Origin of the sequence: Flavobacterium sp. W21_SRS_FM6, from assembly GCF_052119645.1 — a bacterium.
In the GTDB taxonomy this organism is placed as follows: domain Bacteria; phylum Pseudomonadota; class Gammaproteobacteria; order Enterobacterales; family Alteromonadaceae; genus Paraglaciecola.
In genome coordinates this window covers 555,846-574,001 of sequence record NZ_JBGQOM010000002.1, presented here as the reverse complement: position 1 = coordinate 574,001, position 18,156 = coordinate 555,846, and the positions used below count along the sequence as shown (strand labels likewise).

The following is an 18,156-nucleotide window of genomic DNA, read 5'->3' as shown; positions in this document are numbered from 1 at the left end:
TTTTTCTTCTTGTGGTTCAGCGCTCATTTTACTCAGTCTCTATGATTTTTATTGCTTGGATTATGTTCTGTTGTTGAGTTCATCGAGGCTCAGGTGCTTTCTTATTTTAAGCTCGCCATTGTATCCAACTGCTTTTTAACCTTTTTTTATCGATAAACCTTGTTGCCTGAGAAAATATAGCAATAATCGGCCTAGGTTTTATTTGTTGAGTTGATGGTGTGCAATTATTAGCAGTAGAGTGTTTAGGTAAAACACTTAAGTTAGAAGGTTCGATGGCAGGCTGGCAGCAACTGTTTTGGGGCGAACAATGCGTTTCGCAAATCAGTGCCAACTCCGACAATGATAATTTTTTACATCAATTTTCATTGCAAAGTGAGCAGGGTGTGATTGAAGTAACTCTGAGTGGCGCCTTGCAATGGCAGCCGTTTACCCTGCAATTCCGGCTTTTAGTTAACGATGAGTTAGTGCATGAAAATACCCTGACTGAGAAAGACATCGAACAAAGGCAAGTTGTTCAAGGTGAAAAACAAGGGATGAAATTTAGTGCTCTTGGTATGGCGGGCCTAGGATTAAAGCTATTTAAAAGTGCTAAGGTGATTAAGGTGCTGTTTGCGGCAGGTAGTCTCGCTGCTTATAGCTGGTTGTTTTCTATCGAGTTTGCTATTGCTCTGATCCTTTGTTTAGTGTTTCACGAGTATGGCCATATCAAGGCAATGAAGTACTTTGGTTTAAAAACCAAAGGTATTTATCTTATTCCGTTTGTGGGCGGTTTAGCGCTCAGCGACGACAAAATTAATACACGCTGGCAAGACATAGTGATTTCAATTATGGGCCCATTTTTTGGTTTGATATTGTCTGTTGTATGTTTGGTGGGCTACTGGATTACTGACTTAGAAATACTTGCAGGTTTAGCAGTATTTAATGCGCTACTTAATTTATTCAACATGTTACCTGTGTTGCCGCTCGATGGCGGGCATGTGCTTAAAAGTATCGCATTTTCTATTAACTCTCGAGTAGGCATCGTCGCCTGCGTCTCAGGGGCAGCCTTGGGGGTTTATGTGAGCTATCACTTTGGTTTGGCGCTATTAGGATTTTTACTGGCCATCGGCAGTGTAGAAATATTCTTTGAATATAAACGTAGGCACCTCAGTGAGCTTTTGCCCCTTAATCGTTATGCGCAAATCGTGTCTATCGTTTGGTACGTGCTTACCTTAGGTGGACTGAGTGCCATTATTTGGCTGTTGGGGCAATCCGATAACGGTGCCTTGTCCTTACCACTAAAGATATTGAGTAGTTAGGGCAAGCTATCTCGCTCTGCTACTTTTATGCTTGAATTCACTGGCCGTCAGTGATGGTTAAACTGGCGGCAATGACCGCTGCGATTGTTAACGGCTGCGATATGTTTTATCTTTTCCAAATTCGAAGTAAAAAGGTAAGGCGCATTTGCAACAAGCGTTAACCTATTTAGGCACCTTCCAATGGTTTTAATGACGACATTGGCAAATAAGTTAGTCATAACATGATGCAGCTAAAGCGAATATGAGGAAGGAGCCGATGGAAACACAGGGATCATTGACGGTAGTAGGTACGGGTATCAGTATTTCGGGGCAGATGACGCTACTCACCGAGAGTGTGATCAAAAATGCTGATATTGTGTTGGCGGTGGTTACCCAATCAGCGCTGTTTAATTTGAAAAAACTGAATGCCAACACTGTTTGTTTACGTCAATATTATGATGTTAATACTTCGCGCCTTATTTCCTATCAAAAGATGCAGCAGCATATTGTCCAAGAAGTACTGTCTGGCAAACGTGTCGTGGCGGCTTTTTATGGTCATCCTGGTGTGTTTGTTGTTCCGTCTCATGAGGCAATTACTGAATTGCGTCATCTAGGTTTTAAGGCAGAGATGCTGCCTGGTGTTTCAGCTGAAGATTGTTTGGTGGCCGATTTAGGTTTAGATCCATCGCGATTTGGTTGTCAGTCTTATGAGGCAACACAATTTGTGTTTCGTCGTTACACAATTGACCCTCATATGATGCAAATTATTTGGCAGATAGGCAGCATTGCCTATTTTAATGAGGCTAAAAACAAAACTAAACATCCTGGCTTAATAGTATTGCGAGACGCATTGTTAACGGTCTATCCGCCTGAACATAGGGTGATCATCTATGAAGCTGCAACAATACCAATAGTGCCTCCCCGCATCGACGAGATTATATTGAAAAACCTATCTGATGTGGTGCCCTCAGGTATCAGTACATTAGTTGTACCTGCGCTTGGATTACCAGAGTACGATATTGAAACGATGGCTAAATTTGGCCTTACCCCTGAGTTGTTTAAACAGAAATTAGCGCAAAATAATCTGATTACAGAGTAGTAATCTGAGTGCACTTGTTAAATTAAGGAACAAAAATGACTGATCGTTTAATCGAATTTTTAACCGTGTTAGATAAAAATGACGAATTAAGACAGCAATATTTATCTGATAAGAAGGGGACTGCTGAAGCCTATGGTCTGAATGCGGATGACGTGAGTATCTTAGTTAACAATGATGTTGAAGCCATTAAAAAACGAGCTGATGCAGAAGGTGCCGATATGATTAATATTAGCTTGGCTAACTAAGCTTGACAAAACGAGCATCTGTTTATGAAAAAAGTTAGCCTCTATTTAACATCAATCATGTTTGTATTGTTGTTTTACTGTATGTCGGTTTTTGCCACTGAGGCGGAATTGCATGCTGTGTTGGATAAAGTAGAGGCTAACCTTTTAATTAATAAAGAGTTGGCAAGAAAATTACTCAGTCATGCCGATGGCTTATTGGAAGAGTTACCTCAATCGAAGGAGGGCGCGAGGTTGCTTAATTTGCAGGCGCAAATAAACATCCTTGACCATCAATTGAGTGAGGCTTTTGCCAATGCCAAAAAAGCAGAGCAACGTGCTCTTAGCAGTGACAATAAGTTGCAATTGGCAGAAGCCATCCGAAAACAAGGAATTATCAGCTTTTTATTGGACTTTGATGCAGATGCATTGGAGCTATTAACTAAGAGCTTGAGCTTGCATCAAAAACTTAATAGTGACTATGTACTCAATAATTTGCAGGCTATTGGTAATGTGTATGCCAGAAACACCAATTGGGCGGAAAGCTTAATTGAGATAGGCGAGGAGTTGCTAGAAAAAGCCATTATTCGTCAAAATAGTTATTATGAGGAGCAGGGTTACGGTTTTATTATTTCAGGTTTGATTAACCAAGAGAGTTATGCAAAAGCCAGTGAAGTGGCTAGCCAGGCATTAGCGGCTTTGGAAAACGAAGGAATGCTGATTTATTATTATGCCGCGCAAGCAGAGTCGAAACTCAATTATTACCAGAGCGCCCTATCTTATATAGACCAGCAACTCTCCTCGACTCAAAACCACTCGACACCACTCATTAACTTGTCTAGCAAGCTATTAAAAGCCGAAATATTGATGCTCGACAATCAATATTCCGCTGCATTGCCCATATTGCAAGACGCACTGAAACAAGCCAATGAGATCCATTTCAGTACCTATCAAAAAGAAGCATTGTATAAACTTGCCAATTATTACCAACTTACCGGTGACGCTGTACAGGCCCTCGATTATTTCAAACAATATGAGGCGCTCAAAGAGCAGGACCTTCATGCCAAACAAACTAAGCAGTTAGCGTTTAGCCGAGCGCGTTTAGAAGTAGAACAAAAAAATCAACATATCACCGAATTAGAGTTATCCAGGCAACTGGCGCAACAACAGAATACTTATCAACTGTATTTTATGGTGTTAAGTTGCGCCATTATACTTTTACTCATATTCATGTATCGGCGCACCGCTTTACAAAAGCGGGTATTGAGTCAGTATTCTCGAGAATTAAAGTCGGCATCGGAAGCAAAATCCGAGTTTTTGGCAAGGATGAGTCATGAGATCCGCACACCAATCAATGCCATTATTGGTTTGACTAAACTCAGCCAAAAATCACTTTCAACGCCGCGTCAGCAAGCCATTAATTTGCAACAAATAGAGGAGTCTTCAAAAACTTTACTTGGGGTGATTAACGATGTTTTAGATTTTTCCAAAATTGAGGCGGGTAAATTAGACATTTGTCATGCTGATTTCGAGCTAGACAAAGTCATCGAGCAGGCGATGCGCATGCAATTCTTAAAGGCACAGGAAAAAAATCTTGAGTTTAATCAATACATTGCCAAAGATGTGCCGTTTTTTTTAAACGGCGATGCCTTGAGAGTTCAACAAGTGTTGAATAATTTATTGAGTAACGCGGTTAAGTTCACCAAACAAGGTACGGTGTCTGTCTCGGTCAATAAAAAGTATGCAGAGTCAGGTATAACCCTTGAATTTGCTATCAAGGATACCGGCATAGGATTGACTGAAGAACAACTTGGTAGGCTATTTGACGCGTTCACTCAGGCCGATGAGTCTATTACTCGTCGATTTGGCGGTACGGGATTAGGGCTGACAATTTGTAAGCAGTTAGTTGAGCTGATGGGAGGGAAAATCTGGGCTGAAAGTCGAATCGGTCAGGGGTCGACATTTTATTTTACCATTAATGTGCAAGCATCAAGCACAACGGAGCAGGGTAAAGCACTGTCGAACGTCCAACTGTCCAAATTAAAAGTATTGATGGTTGATGATGTGGAGCTATCACGACAGGCGGCGGCCAGTGCCTTGCTGCGACTCAATATCAATCCTGATGTGGCAGAAAATGGAGCAATAGCAATTGAGAAAATTAGACTCGCTGTTGAAACAAATACTCCCTATCAAGTGATTATCCTCGATTGGAAAATGCCTGATATCAGCGGAATCGAAGTGGCGTCTATCGTTCAGCAGGAGTTCTCGCCCAAACCACAAATCATTATGTTATCTGCTTATGATTTAGATATTTTGCAAGACTTAGGACGCCCCCTTGGTATTGAAGGATATTTACAAAAACCGGTCAATAGCAGCAGTCTGTTAAATGCCCTTCTTCAGTCTCTAGACCTACAAAAAAGCCCAATGAAAACCGTTGTGCAACGTAGCAACCTTGTACCTGATTTGTCCGATGTAAAGGTACTGTTAGTTGAAGACAATGAGCTTAACCGCAAAGTAGCCAAAGGGTATTTGGCCGATACTCGTGCTGATGTGACAGTGGCTGAGAATGGTCAAATAGCCTTGCAGATGTTAAGAGAGCACCCATCTCGCTATGGTTTGATCTTAATGGATATTCAAATGCCGGTAATGGATGGGCTGATTGCTACTCAAAAAATACGTACGGAGTTGCAGTTGCAAACCCCAATAATAGCAATGACAGCGCAAGCAATGGCAGGGGATGTTGATAAAAGTTTGGCGGTGGGTATGAATGCTCACGTTATTAAGCCCTTAGACCCCGACTACTTATATCGGGTGCTGCATAAAGTGCTAGCACCACGAAATGTTGTTCAAGCCTTAGCGTTAACAACAGGTGATGGAGGCCATTTAATATATGAATCTCTGACTAATATTGATACTGCGTCAGCGATGCATCAATTGAGGGTTGACGAAAAAACCTACTGGGAATTAGTCGGTGATTTTATAAATTTAGAAGAGCAACTAATTGAATTGCAGCAAGCACTCGATGAAAATGACAGTGATAAGATAAGTTCAATTCTGCATGTCTATGGCCCCGCTTTGTCATACATTGGCGCATATGGTTTAGCTGAGTTAGCGGTTCAAATACAAGCTGCTTTAAAAAATGTGGCAGGCTACATACCCGAGCAAAATCTTGTGGCAATTAAGCGTTTCCAGCACGCAACGCTCAAACTCATTGCAATATTAAAGCAAAATGATTTTTAAACGAGTGCTCCTGCCATAGAAAACGGTTCAATACACCAGAGCTATCGCTTTTAATCTTGCCACCGATATGACCTCGCACGGCTAAACTGCTAATATTTCGCATCTTTTTAATCGGCAACATTCAAACATGAAACATAAAGTCTCACCAGAAGTTGAAATCCAAGCGATGAAAATAGCCAAAGGCAGGCAAAAAGAAGGGCAAACGAAAGAGCAAACTAAGTCGATCGCTCAGGGGATACAAAAGGGCATTGCTGAATATAAAAAACAACACAATATAAAACTGCGTGCCATTGATAAACAGCGCAAACAAAAAATCAAACAGCAAGAACATGACAGTAATGAAACCTCGCTAGAGATCGTCGAAATACGTAATACAAACTATTTGCCTTGGATCTTATTAGGCTTAAGCTGGCTCAGTTTTGTGGCATATGTGCTTTGGCCGTTTAATTAAAGCAAAAACTAAATTTGGCACTGGTCTTGTGTGAGGCATTTATTGCAGTAACGACAGCTTATTACTGAAAAACTTGATCTCGGTCAAGGTTGCCTAAGGGTTCTCGTTTATACCTATTGGTGTTGTGAAGTACGGATATACCGACAACATATTATCAACAGGCGAATAAGGACTGCGATGAATATCATGCATAAGAGTTTAGTTTCAATTGAGCAGCATACTTTCAGCGATAACCGTTTATTTGCAGCACTTTGCCAAGACAGTTTTCTGAACTTATTGCCTCATTTGTCAGCAGTAGATATTAAGCGCGGTGAAAGCCTATGTGGTTGCCTTAATCATGCTCAGTATGTGTATTTTCCGACTACTTGTATGATTTCGCTGATCTATGATTTGGAAGATGGATTGTCAACCGAGGTGGCCGTTATTGGCAACGAAGGGTTGGTAGGCAGCTCATTGTTGATGGGAGGAGACTATTCGTATTGCCGCACCATTGCGCAAACATCGGGCGGGGCTTTTCGTATTAAGCTTAGCGTTTTGCAACGGGAGTTTGACAAGGGAACTGAGCTACAACAACTCCTGCTGTTATACATTCAAGCTCAGATTACACAAATTTCGCAAACGGCGGTGTGCAATCGTCATCATTCAATAGAGCAGCAGTTTTGTCGCTGGTTATTGCTCAGCCTTGATCGCTCGTCTTCAACGCATCTGCATATGACGCAAGAACAAATTGCCCATAACCTTGGCGTTCGCCGAGAGAGTGTTACTGATGCTGCACGGGCATTGTTGGCTGAAAATCTTATTCAGTATGCTCGTGGTTTAATCTCTGTTTTAGACAGACCCCGATTAGAGGCGCGCGTGTGTGAGTGTTATTCGGTAGTAAAAAACGAATACGACCGTCTTTTGCCGCAAAGGGTAAGGTAACTGATAAGCATCGAGTGTGCCGAGAATAGTGCGCCTATTAGATTAATGAAGTTACTATGAGCTGTCATAAAACAAGTAGGCCAATGCCTACTTGTTTTTGGCGTTTTTCATCAACTAGGCGTTGATATAGCGTGATAAAAACTCATCATGAGGCAGCATTTTGGCTAAAGGTTGTAATTTGGCGTGGTAAATTTTGTTCATGATCGCGAGCAGTTCTTCGTCACCATGGACTTTGGCGGCGGGGTGATAATCCACAGGTTTAATGCCCTGGCCCAGCATCACTTGTAGCCACGAGGCGTCTTTAAATATGTCGTTGCTATCATTAAAAATAGCGGCCGTCTCTTTAAATGCGGCTAGCTTTTGCTGCAAGCGCTCAGGAATAGGCATGTTGCGCATATCTTGCCAAAAGTCAGAGTCGCTGCGCTCATTAACATGATAGTGCAGGACGATGAAGTCACGAATGGTTTCAAATTCTTGTTTTGATTCTGCGTTGTACAGCTCAATCATGGCTTGCGAAATGCCCTCGTTAGGAAACATTTTTAATAGTCGCACTATGCCAGACTGAATAAGATGGATACTTGTTGACTCCAAGGGCTCTAAAAAACCACTTGATAGACCAATGGCAACCACGTTTTTATGCCATTGCTGCTGGGTTCTGCCGGTTTCAAAGGTGATTTTTCGGGGATCACCTATGGCGGTACTATCCAAATTGTTTAACAGAGTTTGTTCTGCTTGTTCGTCGCTCATGTATTTCGAGCTATACACAATGCCATTTCCGTTTCGGCTGGTTAGTGGTATGCGCCATTGCCAGCCCACTTTGTGGGCAATGCTGCGAGTATAGGGTAGGGTATGAGCAAAACGTTCTGAAGGTACAGCAAGCGCACTATCAGCGGGTAGGAGGTGTTCCCAGTTTTCATAGTTTACGCCTAGGGTTTTACCAATCAGTAATTTACGGATGCCGGTACAATCGATAAACAAATCACCGTCAATTTGTTTGCCACTTTTTAATTGCAGCTTTTCGATGTAGCCGCTGTCTGCATTGACTTTGATGTGTTCGATTAACCCTTCTGTTCGTGTAACTCCCCAGCGTTCAGCGAGCTTACGCAAGTATTGACCATATAGGGCCGAATCAAAATGATAGGCGTAAGGCATGTCATAGACCGGGTTTTGGGTATTAATTTTATTAAATTTACCTTGCTGACAGCTTAAGAAATTTAGGTCAAAATCCCACAAAGAACGCTGTAAACCGGCCCGTTGTGCTTTTAACCAAAAATGTTGAAAACTACAAAAGCCCAAGTTGGCGCCAGGGGCCCCAAAAGTATGAAAATAACTTTCACCAGAAATGCGCCAATTCTCAAATTGAATCGCAAGTTTGATGGTACCGTTGGTTTCTCTAAGAAACTCTTTTTCGTCCAAACCTAGATACTTATTAAAAATTTGAATCGGTGGGATCGTCGCTTCACCAACGCCAACGATACCAATTTCTTGTGATTCGACTAACTCGATTTCGATATGTTGCTGCAGTACTTTACGTAGCAGAGCGGCTGTCATCCATCCTGCAGTACCACCACCCGCAATTACGACTTTGCGTATTGGATTTGTCATTATTTAGTGCCTTGTTAAATCAACTTCATTAGCAAAATGCTTGGATAACTCCTTTATACCATTGCATCTAACGAACGAAAACAACTACCAGACTGATGCACTTGTAGTTACACTCTTGGTTTTATTGCCATTCAAATAATTATGACCACGCCATTTTCTTATTCAATTACCTATACCCTAGATAAAAGCCACTATCTTGAAACTTACGACGCTTCAGCGGTGGCCATTAATCCTAAAAAAGCCTATCTCATCGCTATCGGTTTGGCCGCTCTGGGGTTCGCTATTTTGCTTTTTACCCAAATTGAACCATTTGCTGCGTGGTTTCTGATTGCCTTGGGCGGGCTTGAGGTATTCAGTATTCGCTTCCGTCGGTCTTGGTGGTTAGCAAGGCAATTAATCAGTAAAGCGGCCAGCACTGACTTAACGCTCACGATGGATGAAACTGGGGTTACCAGTGAGTCGATTCATGTTGAAAGTCATATTTCATGGGACGATATCTCTAAGCTAGAAAAAACCTCGCAAGGCTGGTTGCTCTATCATTCGGGTGGTAAAACGTATGTGTCGGATCGCTGTTTATCTGCTGAGGCACAAGCCTTTATTGAAGCAAAAGCCGTATTAGTATCTGAATAGGCTGAGGTTTTTTTAGCTGCGGGCGAGGTTAATTTAACGATAATGACTCGTCCAAGTGGTAAGGTGCTACACAACATCTTTCCCTTGGACGAGAACTTAATATTTAAGCTGCCACTACTTGGGTGAGTGATTTATCCCCGTTAAATAACTCAATGATGGTGCTGTTTTGCGGTTTAATTTGCGTAGAAATATACACAATAGCCTGGGCGACATCAGCACGTGTTATTACCCAATCTTCCTTATTTTTTGGCCGCTCACTGGTAAATCCGGCAAGGGCATCATCATTGGTTAATGTGCCTGGACGCAGTATTGTGTAAGCCAGCCCGCTGTTTATTAAGTGCTCATCGGCCATGTGTTTGGCTACAAGATAGGGCTGCATTTTATCAGAGCCTTGACTTGGGTCATCGGCGCCAATTGAACTGACCATGACAAAGTGTTTAACCTTGTGCGCTTTAGCATAATCTGCTGCTTTGCACGCCGCCCAAAGGTCAATTAACAAGGTTTTGTCAGCGCCTGTGTTGCCGCCGGAGCCTGCGACAAATATAACGTTTGAGCAGTCAGTAAACGCGTGGCTAAAGTCTTTTTCTAAGTCGCCTTCAATGATTTGTAAGGTGTCTGCTTTAATATCGGCAAGCTTGGTTTTATCACGCACTAGCGCGTTGACCACATGACCGTTGTTTACCATGAGTTGAGTGACCTGTTTTCCTATTTGACCACTTGCACCGATTATCAGTGTACGTTCCATTTACGCCTCCTTTTTAAATTAATGTATTTATTTACAATAACTTAGTATGTTTTTAAGCTTAAAAAGTTCACATTTACTTGTAAGTCAGTCGCGCCTAATCGCCTAATACCTATTAGACATGGACACGAATATTGAGATTTAAACCGTTGTAAAAAATAATTAAAGAATGCTTTAGTCAAAATCCACTGCTGATAAACCAATTTTAATAAAGTTTTGCTCGGCGCTGATATGTTTAAATTACGTTAATTAGGCGAGGCTGCGGTCGGTAAAATACATCGAGACTTAGGGTGTTAACTGAACGTGGTTTTATAGTTTACCTTAGCTACTTCGAGCAGGTTTTAAACATGACACTATCTAGCAACTCTCGATTTTTAACATGTGTTTTAGTCTTGATGTCTTTTTCCACATTTGCACTAAGCGAAGTGCCTTCGGCAATAGCAAAGCAACAAAATCACCGCATGGTGGTATTGAGCGATATTGAAGCCGATCCCGATGACGCGCAGACCTTGGTGCGCTTGTTGTTATACGTCAATCAAATTGATATTGAAGGGCTGGTGGCAACAACGTCGGTGCACCAAAAATTAATGGTGGCACCTGAGTCGATGCATAAAATTATCGATGCCTACGGCCTGGTTCGTGACAATCTTGAGCAGCATGAAAAAGGCTTTCCAAGTGCTAAACATTTGCATGACTTAGTTAAAAAAGGTTTGCCCATTTACGGCATGCAAGGCGTTGGTGAAGATAAAGATTCGCCTGGCTCAGATTGGTTAATTAAGGCCATTGAGAAGCGCGACCCGAGACCTCTGTGGGTGACAGTGTGGGGCGGAGCGAATACCCTAGCCCAAGCACTTTTTCGCTTACAACAAACTAAAAGCGCAGATGAATTAGCCGCGCTCGTGAGTAAGTTGCGGGTGTATACCATTTCTGATCAAGATGATTCGGGGGCATGGATCCGCAAGCAATTTCCTACGCTTTTTTATATTGTCAGTCCCGGCGGATATGGTGCTGCCACATGGACAGGGATTAATACCTATGTTGATGGTATCGATAACACCACCATCAGTAATCCATGGCTAGCAGATAATATTCAACAAGGTCATGGGCCACTTGGTATGCAATATCCAGATGTGGCTTACGGCATGGAAGGAGACACCCCAACGTGGTTAAATTTAATATTAAATGGCTTGAGTGATCCAGAACATCCTCAATGGGGTGGTTGGGGAGGACGATATGAACTATACGTACCCAAATTAGCTGACATGGATCCGAAGGGATTTACGGGCGGGGTACCCGTTGAACCAGAAACCAGAGCGATTTGGACGAATGCCACTGATACCTATATGCCCGCGTTATCCAGCGAGTATGGCCGCAGTCTTAAATTAAGCGATAAAAGTTATACGGGCTATCGCACAACATTATGGCGCTGGCGCGATGAGTTGCAAAACGATTTTGCGGCGCGAATGGATTGGACTACTAAGCCCTATGCCGAGGCAAATCATCCTCCGGTACCCGTGCTTAATCACGAGCAAACATTAACGGTACAGTCTGAACAGTATTTTAATCTCGATGCCCGCAACTCTTTTGATCCAGACGGTGATAGTTTGCAATTTTGGTGGTTTAACTATCCTGAGGCAGGCTCCTTACCTGATGAATATATTAAGGTGACAAGTGCAGAGAATATGAATCGCGTGGCGGTCAAAGCGCCCAAAGTGACCAAGCCCCAGCAACTGCACTTTATTCTAAAGGTCACTGATCGTGGTACACCTGCTATAACCCGTTACCAGCGTGTGATCGTTAATGTAAATCCGTAACCGTCTTTAGCGCCCTATGTCAACACCTGTGGTTGAAAAAGTAGGGCGTCTGCAGCCCTTGGCTCTTAGCGCTCGATATCCGATGCCCGGCATCCGATGCTCGGCATCCGATGCTCGCAGATAGCGTTTCGTATTTGTTTTAATCAGGCTTTTGGAGTCATTTTCTCTACAGCCGCGCGCTCTTTTCAAGAGCACTCATCAAATAGCTGCCTGAATTAAACGTAGCGCTTTTAGTTGCGCTGGCTAAAAGTGGCAAGCCTAGTGCTACGTTAGTGTACCAGCACGCTAAACCCTACCCGTTTACAAGGGATTTCAGATGTTAATAAAGCGGGAAAAACAGCTTTAAAGATGGTTTTTTACCGGATTATCCTCTACTATTTTGCGTCAATTCAGCGAGTAGACAGCCCCAGCGTGCGAACGCCGCGACTTATGAAAGTTGATGTTTGAGTAAGCTATTTTTTGAGTTAAGGATGGATGATGAAATCACGTTGTAAGCTGCTGTTCTCTTCTTTTTTGCTATTGTCGCTCGCTGGTTGTGGCGGCGGAGGGGGGGCTTCTGGCTCTGGCTCAGGAGGCTCAACACCACCACCGCCTACACCCAGTCAAATTATTCAAAATGCCCAAGCGTATTCGGCAGTTCAGCTGAAAACCGCTGCGACTCAACTTGCAGAAGAGCGTTACACTGGGCTGACATCAGCAGCTGCACTGAATGCTGAAGTTGCTCAACGGGTGTATTACTACTTATTTTATGATTCATTAGCCGCTTTTCCTGAAGTGGGTAACGAAAATTTTCAAAGCCAAGTTGATAGTAATGGCAACATTGACATTAGTTTTGCCTGCGATTACCAAGGTACGGTGAGATACAAAGGCAAGATAGATTCGGCTTCAAAAGGAACCTTAACTCTCACCTACAGTAATTGTGAGCAGGGCTATATTGGCTACCCAATATCGGGTACGGTTGCGATGACTATTGGTGAAATCAGTGATAGCGCGGAAGACTATACGCTTTATTTTGATAATCTTAGTTGGCAGACCAATGGTCAGGCGGTGCGATTGAGTGGTTACTCAACCGTAAAAGCCGAAGAATTTTTAAGTACAAATCGATTTACCTACCTTGTTGAGCAACATGTTTTATACGTGATCAACAATGACGAACAAGCCTTGATGGATATTGTGCTTGAAGTGGAAGGCCGGGGCAACGTGCTGAGCTTTGATATCTATGGTGATATGGCTTTTGCTAATGCCGGTAAAGTGACTTTTAATTTTGAAGATATCGATGGGTTTCCACCCTATATTTGGCAAGGAAAAATGCTGTTAAACGGCCAACAATCTGCTGCCTTTGAATTCGGCCCTGAGCATATTCGTTATGTTCAAGACTCTGATAACGACGGTGAATTTGATGTTGGTACTTATTTTTCTGATATTACCGAGTTACTTGAGGGTAACGCTAGCGCGAAGCAATTGGTTGCCTTGGCTAACCTTTCACTCCCACCTAGAGTGTACAGTCCTAACTGGAATTATTACGGCGATACACTCAATACCACCGACACCATCGAAGTGAGCGAAGGTTATTACGAGGATCCTGATTCGCCCTACGAAGACTTAATTGTGAGTTATAGATGGTATGTTAATGGCGAAATTGTTCCTGATCTTAATACAGCCGTTTTCCCGCCTTATACTGCGTTTTTCGGCGATGTAGTCAGTGTATCAATGTTAGTGTCTGATGGAGTGAACGTTGTTGAAAGTTCAACCCTTGATATTGAGTTGGGTGATGCGCCTGCTGAAATAAAAATATCTAATTTTCCTGATTCAGTTAAGCCGGGTGATCTTGTCCAGTTTTTAGCTGAAGTATCCGATCCAGATTTAATCCAAGCCAATGTAACAAGCAGCATGATATCGGGCCCCGACGGTGCACAAATTGATGAGTCAGGTGTGGTGACTTGGAATGTGCCGAGCGACTTGTTGTTTCCTTTTCAGTTTTATCAATTTACCTTTGGTTTACCTGATGCGAATGGCCATATCAGCGACAAGATGGTTGTGCCAATAAAGATTGAATCAGACAAAGCGCTGCCTCTCGCGCGTTCGGGCATCAATGTACCCCAGTCAAATCAATCAATGTGGATAGGGGATTTTGATGGGGATGGTAAAAATGAAATTTTATCCACTGATGGGCGAAGCAGTGTCTTTTTACTGGCATTTGATGGAACACGTTACCAACAAAGTTGGGTTTACCCTTTTAAAGTGGGCGCTGACGCCAATATTAAACAAGTATTAGCGGCAAACATTGATGATGATGCCCAGCAAGAGATTATTGTTATTACCGGCAACACGATTAGTGTTATCAATGGCCTCGATAGTACCGCGACAACCTTGTTAACCAGCGAAAATGAACTGCACTTTGCTGCCGTTGGCGACATTGATAAAGATGGCCGTCCTGAACTTGCCTATCTGTCGTCTAGCTATCAATACCCTGATAATAATATGCTACTGAATGTTATTTCGTTTGATGCTCCCGCAACAAGTCTGTTTAGCACCAATGTGTCAGAAGCAAAACAAATCCAGTTTGCCAACGTTGATGCTGACAGCAATCTTGAACTAATAACTAATAATGGTTTGGTTTACGATACCGCAACATGGTCAAACCAATGGTTTAGCGGCACTCAATTTGGTGACAATAACGTGACCAGCGGCGATTATAATGGCGATGGTATTGACGAAATTGCTGGCGCTAATACGTGGGGGAGCCTTGCGGTCTATTCTGCGGTGAATAAAGCCCAGCTCGATAGCTTTGATAACTTTAATACATGCAGTTTGCATAGCGCTGATTTAAATGCTGATGGCAGAGATGAACTGATTGTTGGAGACTGTCAATGGGGCAATATTAGCGTCTATCAAATGGTGAATAACAAGCTCGCATTATTGTGGCAAGTGAACTTGCAAGACCACGGTTCAGTGTCCCTTATCAGTGGTGATTCTGATAACGATGGCAAATTAGAACTGCATTGGGGAACCGGCATTAGCCACTCTGGAGAAAATAAATTTATTGTTGCTGATGTTGTTAGTGCTGGCTTAGAGGTCAAAGAAGAGGCTATAAGCTCTCAGCTTGATGGTTTCAGCAGCGCTGGTTGGGCGAATGTGACTGATAATCAAGAACGTGCGGTATTTTTTGTCCCCAGCTCGCAAAATGGCTACGGTGGTAGCCACATCGTAACCCTTAATGAGAACGGCAGTTATGAGGTCAGCGAAGAAATTTCTTCCAACTGGGATAACAGCGCTTATGCTGCTGTCACCGACTTTAATAACGATGGCTTAGGCGATATCTTTTTGCCTAGCACTTCTACCTACGATGGCGCATTTGCTGCCATGCAGTTAAACGATAACAGTATTCATTGGCAAACTAGCGGCAGTTATGATTCTAATATTGGCATGATTAGGGCATTTGATTTAAACGCAGATGGCTCTGACGACGCTGTTTATGCTGATAGTCGAGTGCTCAAGGCTATCGATATCTCTAACCAAAATATTATTGCCAACTATACCTTTAGCAGCTTTATCAATGATTTTGTTCCAGTAAGGATAAACAACACGGCTACAGTATTGGTTTCCGTTGGCGACAAGTTGTCATTTTTGCAAATTGACGGCGCAGCATTTTCAGAAAAGAGCTTTATCAGTCAAACTTGCTCACGAATAGAACTGCTTAATTATGATACTGATGCTGAGTTAGAGCTGGTTTGTTTGCAGGGGGATAATGGCTATTATTCCAGTCAAGAGTTGGTAGTATTTGATCTGGATGGCAATACTTTTACCGAGCTTGCGCGCAATGCCTTAACGATTAATGTACTCGATATTGCAGTGGATCCTACTAAGACAGAGCAGCAAAACCTATTTTTAATCACGCAAAAGGGAAGCGATTTTAGTTATTGGGATGATACAAATGAATATCAAATCGCACAGGCGAGCGCCTTGGGTAATATCATTTGGTCAAGTCCTGCTTTAGTCGGATTACCTACCTCGCACGGCTTGAAAATACGTCAAACAAGCGAAGGTAAAATAGAACTTATGTTGTCGACAAGCAGTTTAATGTATTGGATTAAATAGTCCCGCGTGAGCGGGTTCTCATCGTTTTATCAATAATCAAGCCGCTAAATTAGCGGCTTGATTACTATGAAATCCACTTATGCTTGAAAGTAGTGTTCGAGTGCCTCTAGATGACTTTGATAATTTTTCCACTGTTCCATCGCTGAGGTATAAATGGGCTGGCGAACCTGCTCGGAACTAGGCGTTTTAATGTTACGTTTTGTCTTATAAAACTCGATACAAGACTGTTCAAAGGGAAGACCGCAGAAATCTAACAAACGTCTGACTTGGCTTTCTAGGTCGTTGATAAGCTCTTCATGTTGTACTCGTAAAACAAAACCCGGCAAAACTTCATCCCAATGGGCCATCATCTGCAGATAACTTTGATAATAATGACCTAAGTTGTCCAAGTTGTAACTGAACTCTTGGCCTTCTGCGAAGAGTTGTTTGTAACCGCTAAAGCAGCAAGCCATCGGCTCTCTGCGTGCGTCTATTATTTTAGCATTGGGTAAAATTCGCTTAATTAAGCCAATATGCAAAAAGTTGTTGGGCATTTTATCAATAAAAAAGGGCGCACCTTGACGATAATATTGTGTTTCATCGAGGTACTGCTGGCCGAATTTTTCGAAATAATCAGGGGATAGGGACTCTACTATCTTGGGATATTGGCCTTTTTTTCCGCCTAAACGGCTTACCAGGCTCAATACATTGTGTAGCTCCATCGTGCCATCAACCTGCGAATGTGAGGCGAGAATTTGCTCAAGTAGAGTTGAACCTGCCCGTGGTAAGCCTACGATAAAGATGGGATCAGGTGCTTGGCAGCCCCCATTATTTTGAGTGGTAAAATAGGTTTTTGAGTAAACGCGTTGTTGTTGCTGAATTTGCTCTTCAAGGGCTTTTTTATCGTAGCGACTGCGGGTGTTTTTTAACTCATTACCCATGCGGTAATAGTCAAATGATAGGTCGTATTTGTGTCGATCTTCAAAGGCTTTACCTAAAGCAAATAAACATTGGATCCGATCTTCAGTGCTAATTTTTTGCTCTGTGGCTAGGGCTTGCATATCGCTCAATTCTTGGGGAGTGAAGGTATACGTTTTGGTATTCGCTAAACTCCAATAGGCATCACCACTATCAGGCTTGTGATGATAGGCTAAACGATAAGCGTTGATGGCATTATCCAGCTGACCTGCGGCTTTGTAGGCGTGTCCTGCCATCAATTGTATGTTGGCGAGAGTAGGGTGTTGTTGCAAAATAGACTGATAGATCGCAATCGCTTCCTGCGTTTCGCCAATACCTACCATGGCACCTGCTTTTGCTGCTAAAAAATGTCTATTATCAGTTTGTTCATCCAGCAGTGTCTGGGCGACATCTTTCGCTTTGGCGAACTTACCCAATTTTGATAAGAGGTGTATGTATTCAATTTTAGCTTTGGTAAAATCTGGATGCAGTTCGATACAGCTTGCGAGTAGAAATTCAGCGTCATGATACACCTTTAAACGTACGCCAATCTCGGCTAACAAGAGCATGGCCTCGGCATCGTGTTTATTGGCTTGTAAATACCGCCTACACACATTATCAGCAACAAATAATTTGCCTTCATACATTAAATCACGCGCACCACATATTGCCTTTGGTAAGCCTTGCAAAAACCGAATTTGTTGTACGCAGTAGTCAACAGCAGGTACTTCATTGCGTTGCTGGTATAGACTTTTTAATTGTAACCAACTCGACAGCAAAGCGGGGTTTAACCGCGTTGCAGTTAAGAACGATGAAATAGCATGGTCAGTTTGCTGTTGTGCTAAATGTAAATAAGCTTTTTCTTGATGAGCGCGAGCATAGTCTGGTTGACGCTGGATTAAGAGTTGCACTGAGTCAAAGGCTTGAGGTATTTGGCCTTGTAAGCGATGAGCCACGGTGAGCATATAATACAGTTCATCAATTGATGCTGGCTCTGATTCATTGGCTAAGCAATGCTTAGTAAGCGAAATGGCCTGTGCATAATTACCTGCTTGTAGGGCATGTTTTATGGTGTTGATGTTGGACTTGTCCAATGGGGGGAGTGCTCCTAATACGTCGTCC

12 protein-coding genes are annotated in these 18,156 nt (G+C 42.7%); 9 read left to right on the top strand and 3 right to left on the bottom strand.

Going from position 1 to position 18,156, the window contains the following annotated elements:
- Positions 1 to 218: 218 nt before the first annotated feature.
- The 6 genes from ACEN2L_RS05700 (at position 219) to ACEN2L_RS05675 (ending at position 7,209) form a co-directional block, all read left to right on the top strand.
- A complete protein-coding gene (locus ACEN2L_RS05700; RefSeq protein ID WP_441742399.1) occupies positions 219 to 1,298 on the top strand; it encodes a metalloprotease in 1,080 nt (359 codons plus the stop codon).
- 256 nt (positions 1,299 to 1,554) lie between these two features.
- On the top strand, positions 1,555 to 2,376 hold the full coding sequence (locus ACEN2L_RS05695; RefSeq protein WP_441742397.1) for an SAM-dependent methyltransferase: 822 nt from the start codon (positions 1,555 to 1,557) through the stop codon (positions 2,374 to 2,376).
- Positions 2,377 to 2,411: 35 nt separating this feature from the next.
- The gene (locus ACEN2L_RS05690; protein WP_441742395.1) at positions 2,412 to 2,621 is read left to right on the top strand and encodes a hypothetical protein; all 210 of its coding nucleotides are present in this window, start codon (positions 2,412 to 2,414) and stop codon (positions 2,619 to 2,621) included.
- Between the two features lie 24 nt (positions 2,622 to 2,645).
- Positions 2,646 to 5,837: a response regulator gene (locus ACEN2L_RS05685; protein ID WP_441742393.1), complete on the top strand. Its 3,192-nt coding sequence runs from the start codon at positions 2,646 to 2,648 to the stop codon at positions 5,835 to 5,837.
- Between the two features lie 127 nt (positions 5,838 to 5,964).
- Complete coding sequence (locus tag ACEN2L_RS05680; RefSeq protein ID WP_441742391.1) at positions 5,965 to 6,288, top strand: DUF2956 domain-containing protein; 324 nt, start codon at positions 5,965 to 5,967, stop codon at positions 6,286 to 6,288.
- 177 nt (positions 6,289 to 6,465) lie between these two features.
- Positions 6,466 to 7,209, top strand: coding sequence for a Crp/Fnr family transcriptional regulator (locus tag ACEN2L_RS05675; RefSeq protein ID WP_441742389.1), 744 nt, complete (start codon positions 6,466 to 6,468; stop codon positions 7,207 to 7,209).
- A gap of 114 nt (positions 7,210 to 7,323) precedes the next feature.
- Here the strand turns inward: ACEN2L_RS05675 and ACEN2L_RS05670 are convergent, their stop codons facing one another.
- A complete protein-coding gene (locus ACEN2L_RS05670) occupies positions 7,324 to 8,814 on the bottom strand; it encodes a tryptophan halogenase family protein (RefSeq protein WP_306021252.1) in 1,491 nt (496 codons plus the stop codon).
- 141 nt (positions 8,815 to 8,955) lie between these two features.
- Between ACEN2L_RS05670 and ACEN2L_RS05665 the strand changes: the two genes are divergently transcribed.
- Positions 8,956 to 9,444, top strand: coding sequence for a YcxB family protein (locus tag ACEN2L_RS05665; protein ID WP_441742387.1), 489 nt, complete (start codon positions 8,956 to 8,958; stop codon positions 9,442 to 9,444).
- A gap of 103 nt (positions 9,445 to 9,547) precedes the next feature.
- Here ACEN2L_RS05665 and ACEN2L_RS05660 read toward each other — a convergent pair whose 3' ends face one another.
- On the bottom strand, positions 9,548 to 10,189 hold the full coding sequence (locus tag ACEN2L_RS05660; protein WP_441742385.1) for an SDR family oxidoreductase: 642 nt from the start codon (positions 10,187 to 10,189) through the stop codon (positions 9,548 to 9,550).
- Between the two features lie 344 nt (positions 10,190 to 10,533).
- Between ACEN2L_RS05660 and ACEN2L_RS05655 the strand changes: the two genes are divergently transcribed.
- Entirely contained in the window at positions 10,534 to 12,000 is a 1,467-nt protein-coding gene (locus ACEN2L_RS05655; protein WP_441742383.1) for a DUF1593 domain-containing protein, read from the top strand.
- A 477-nt stretch (positions 12,001 to 12,477) separates the two neighbouring features.
- Positions 12,478 to 16,098, top strand: a complete 3,621-nt coding sequence (locus ACEN2L_RS05650) for an FG-GAP repeat domain-containing protein (protein WP_441742381.1) — start codon at positions 12,478 to 12,480, stop codon at positions 16,096 to 16,098.
- Positions 16,099 to 16,175: 77 nt separating this feature from the next.
- Here ACEN2L_RS05650 and ACEN2L_RS05645 read toward each other — a convergent pair whose 3' ends face one another.
- Positions 16,176 to 18,128, bottom strand: a complete 1,953-nt coding sequence (locus tag ACEN2L_RS05645) for a sulfotransferase (protein ID WP_441742379.1) — start codon at positions 18,126 to 18,128, stop codon at positions 16,176 to 16,178.
- Between the last annotated feature and the right edge of the window lie 28 nt (positions 18,129 to 18,156).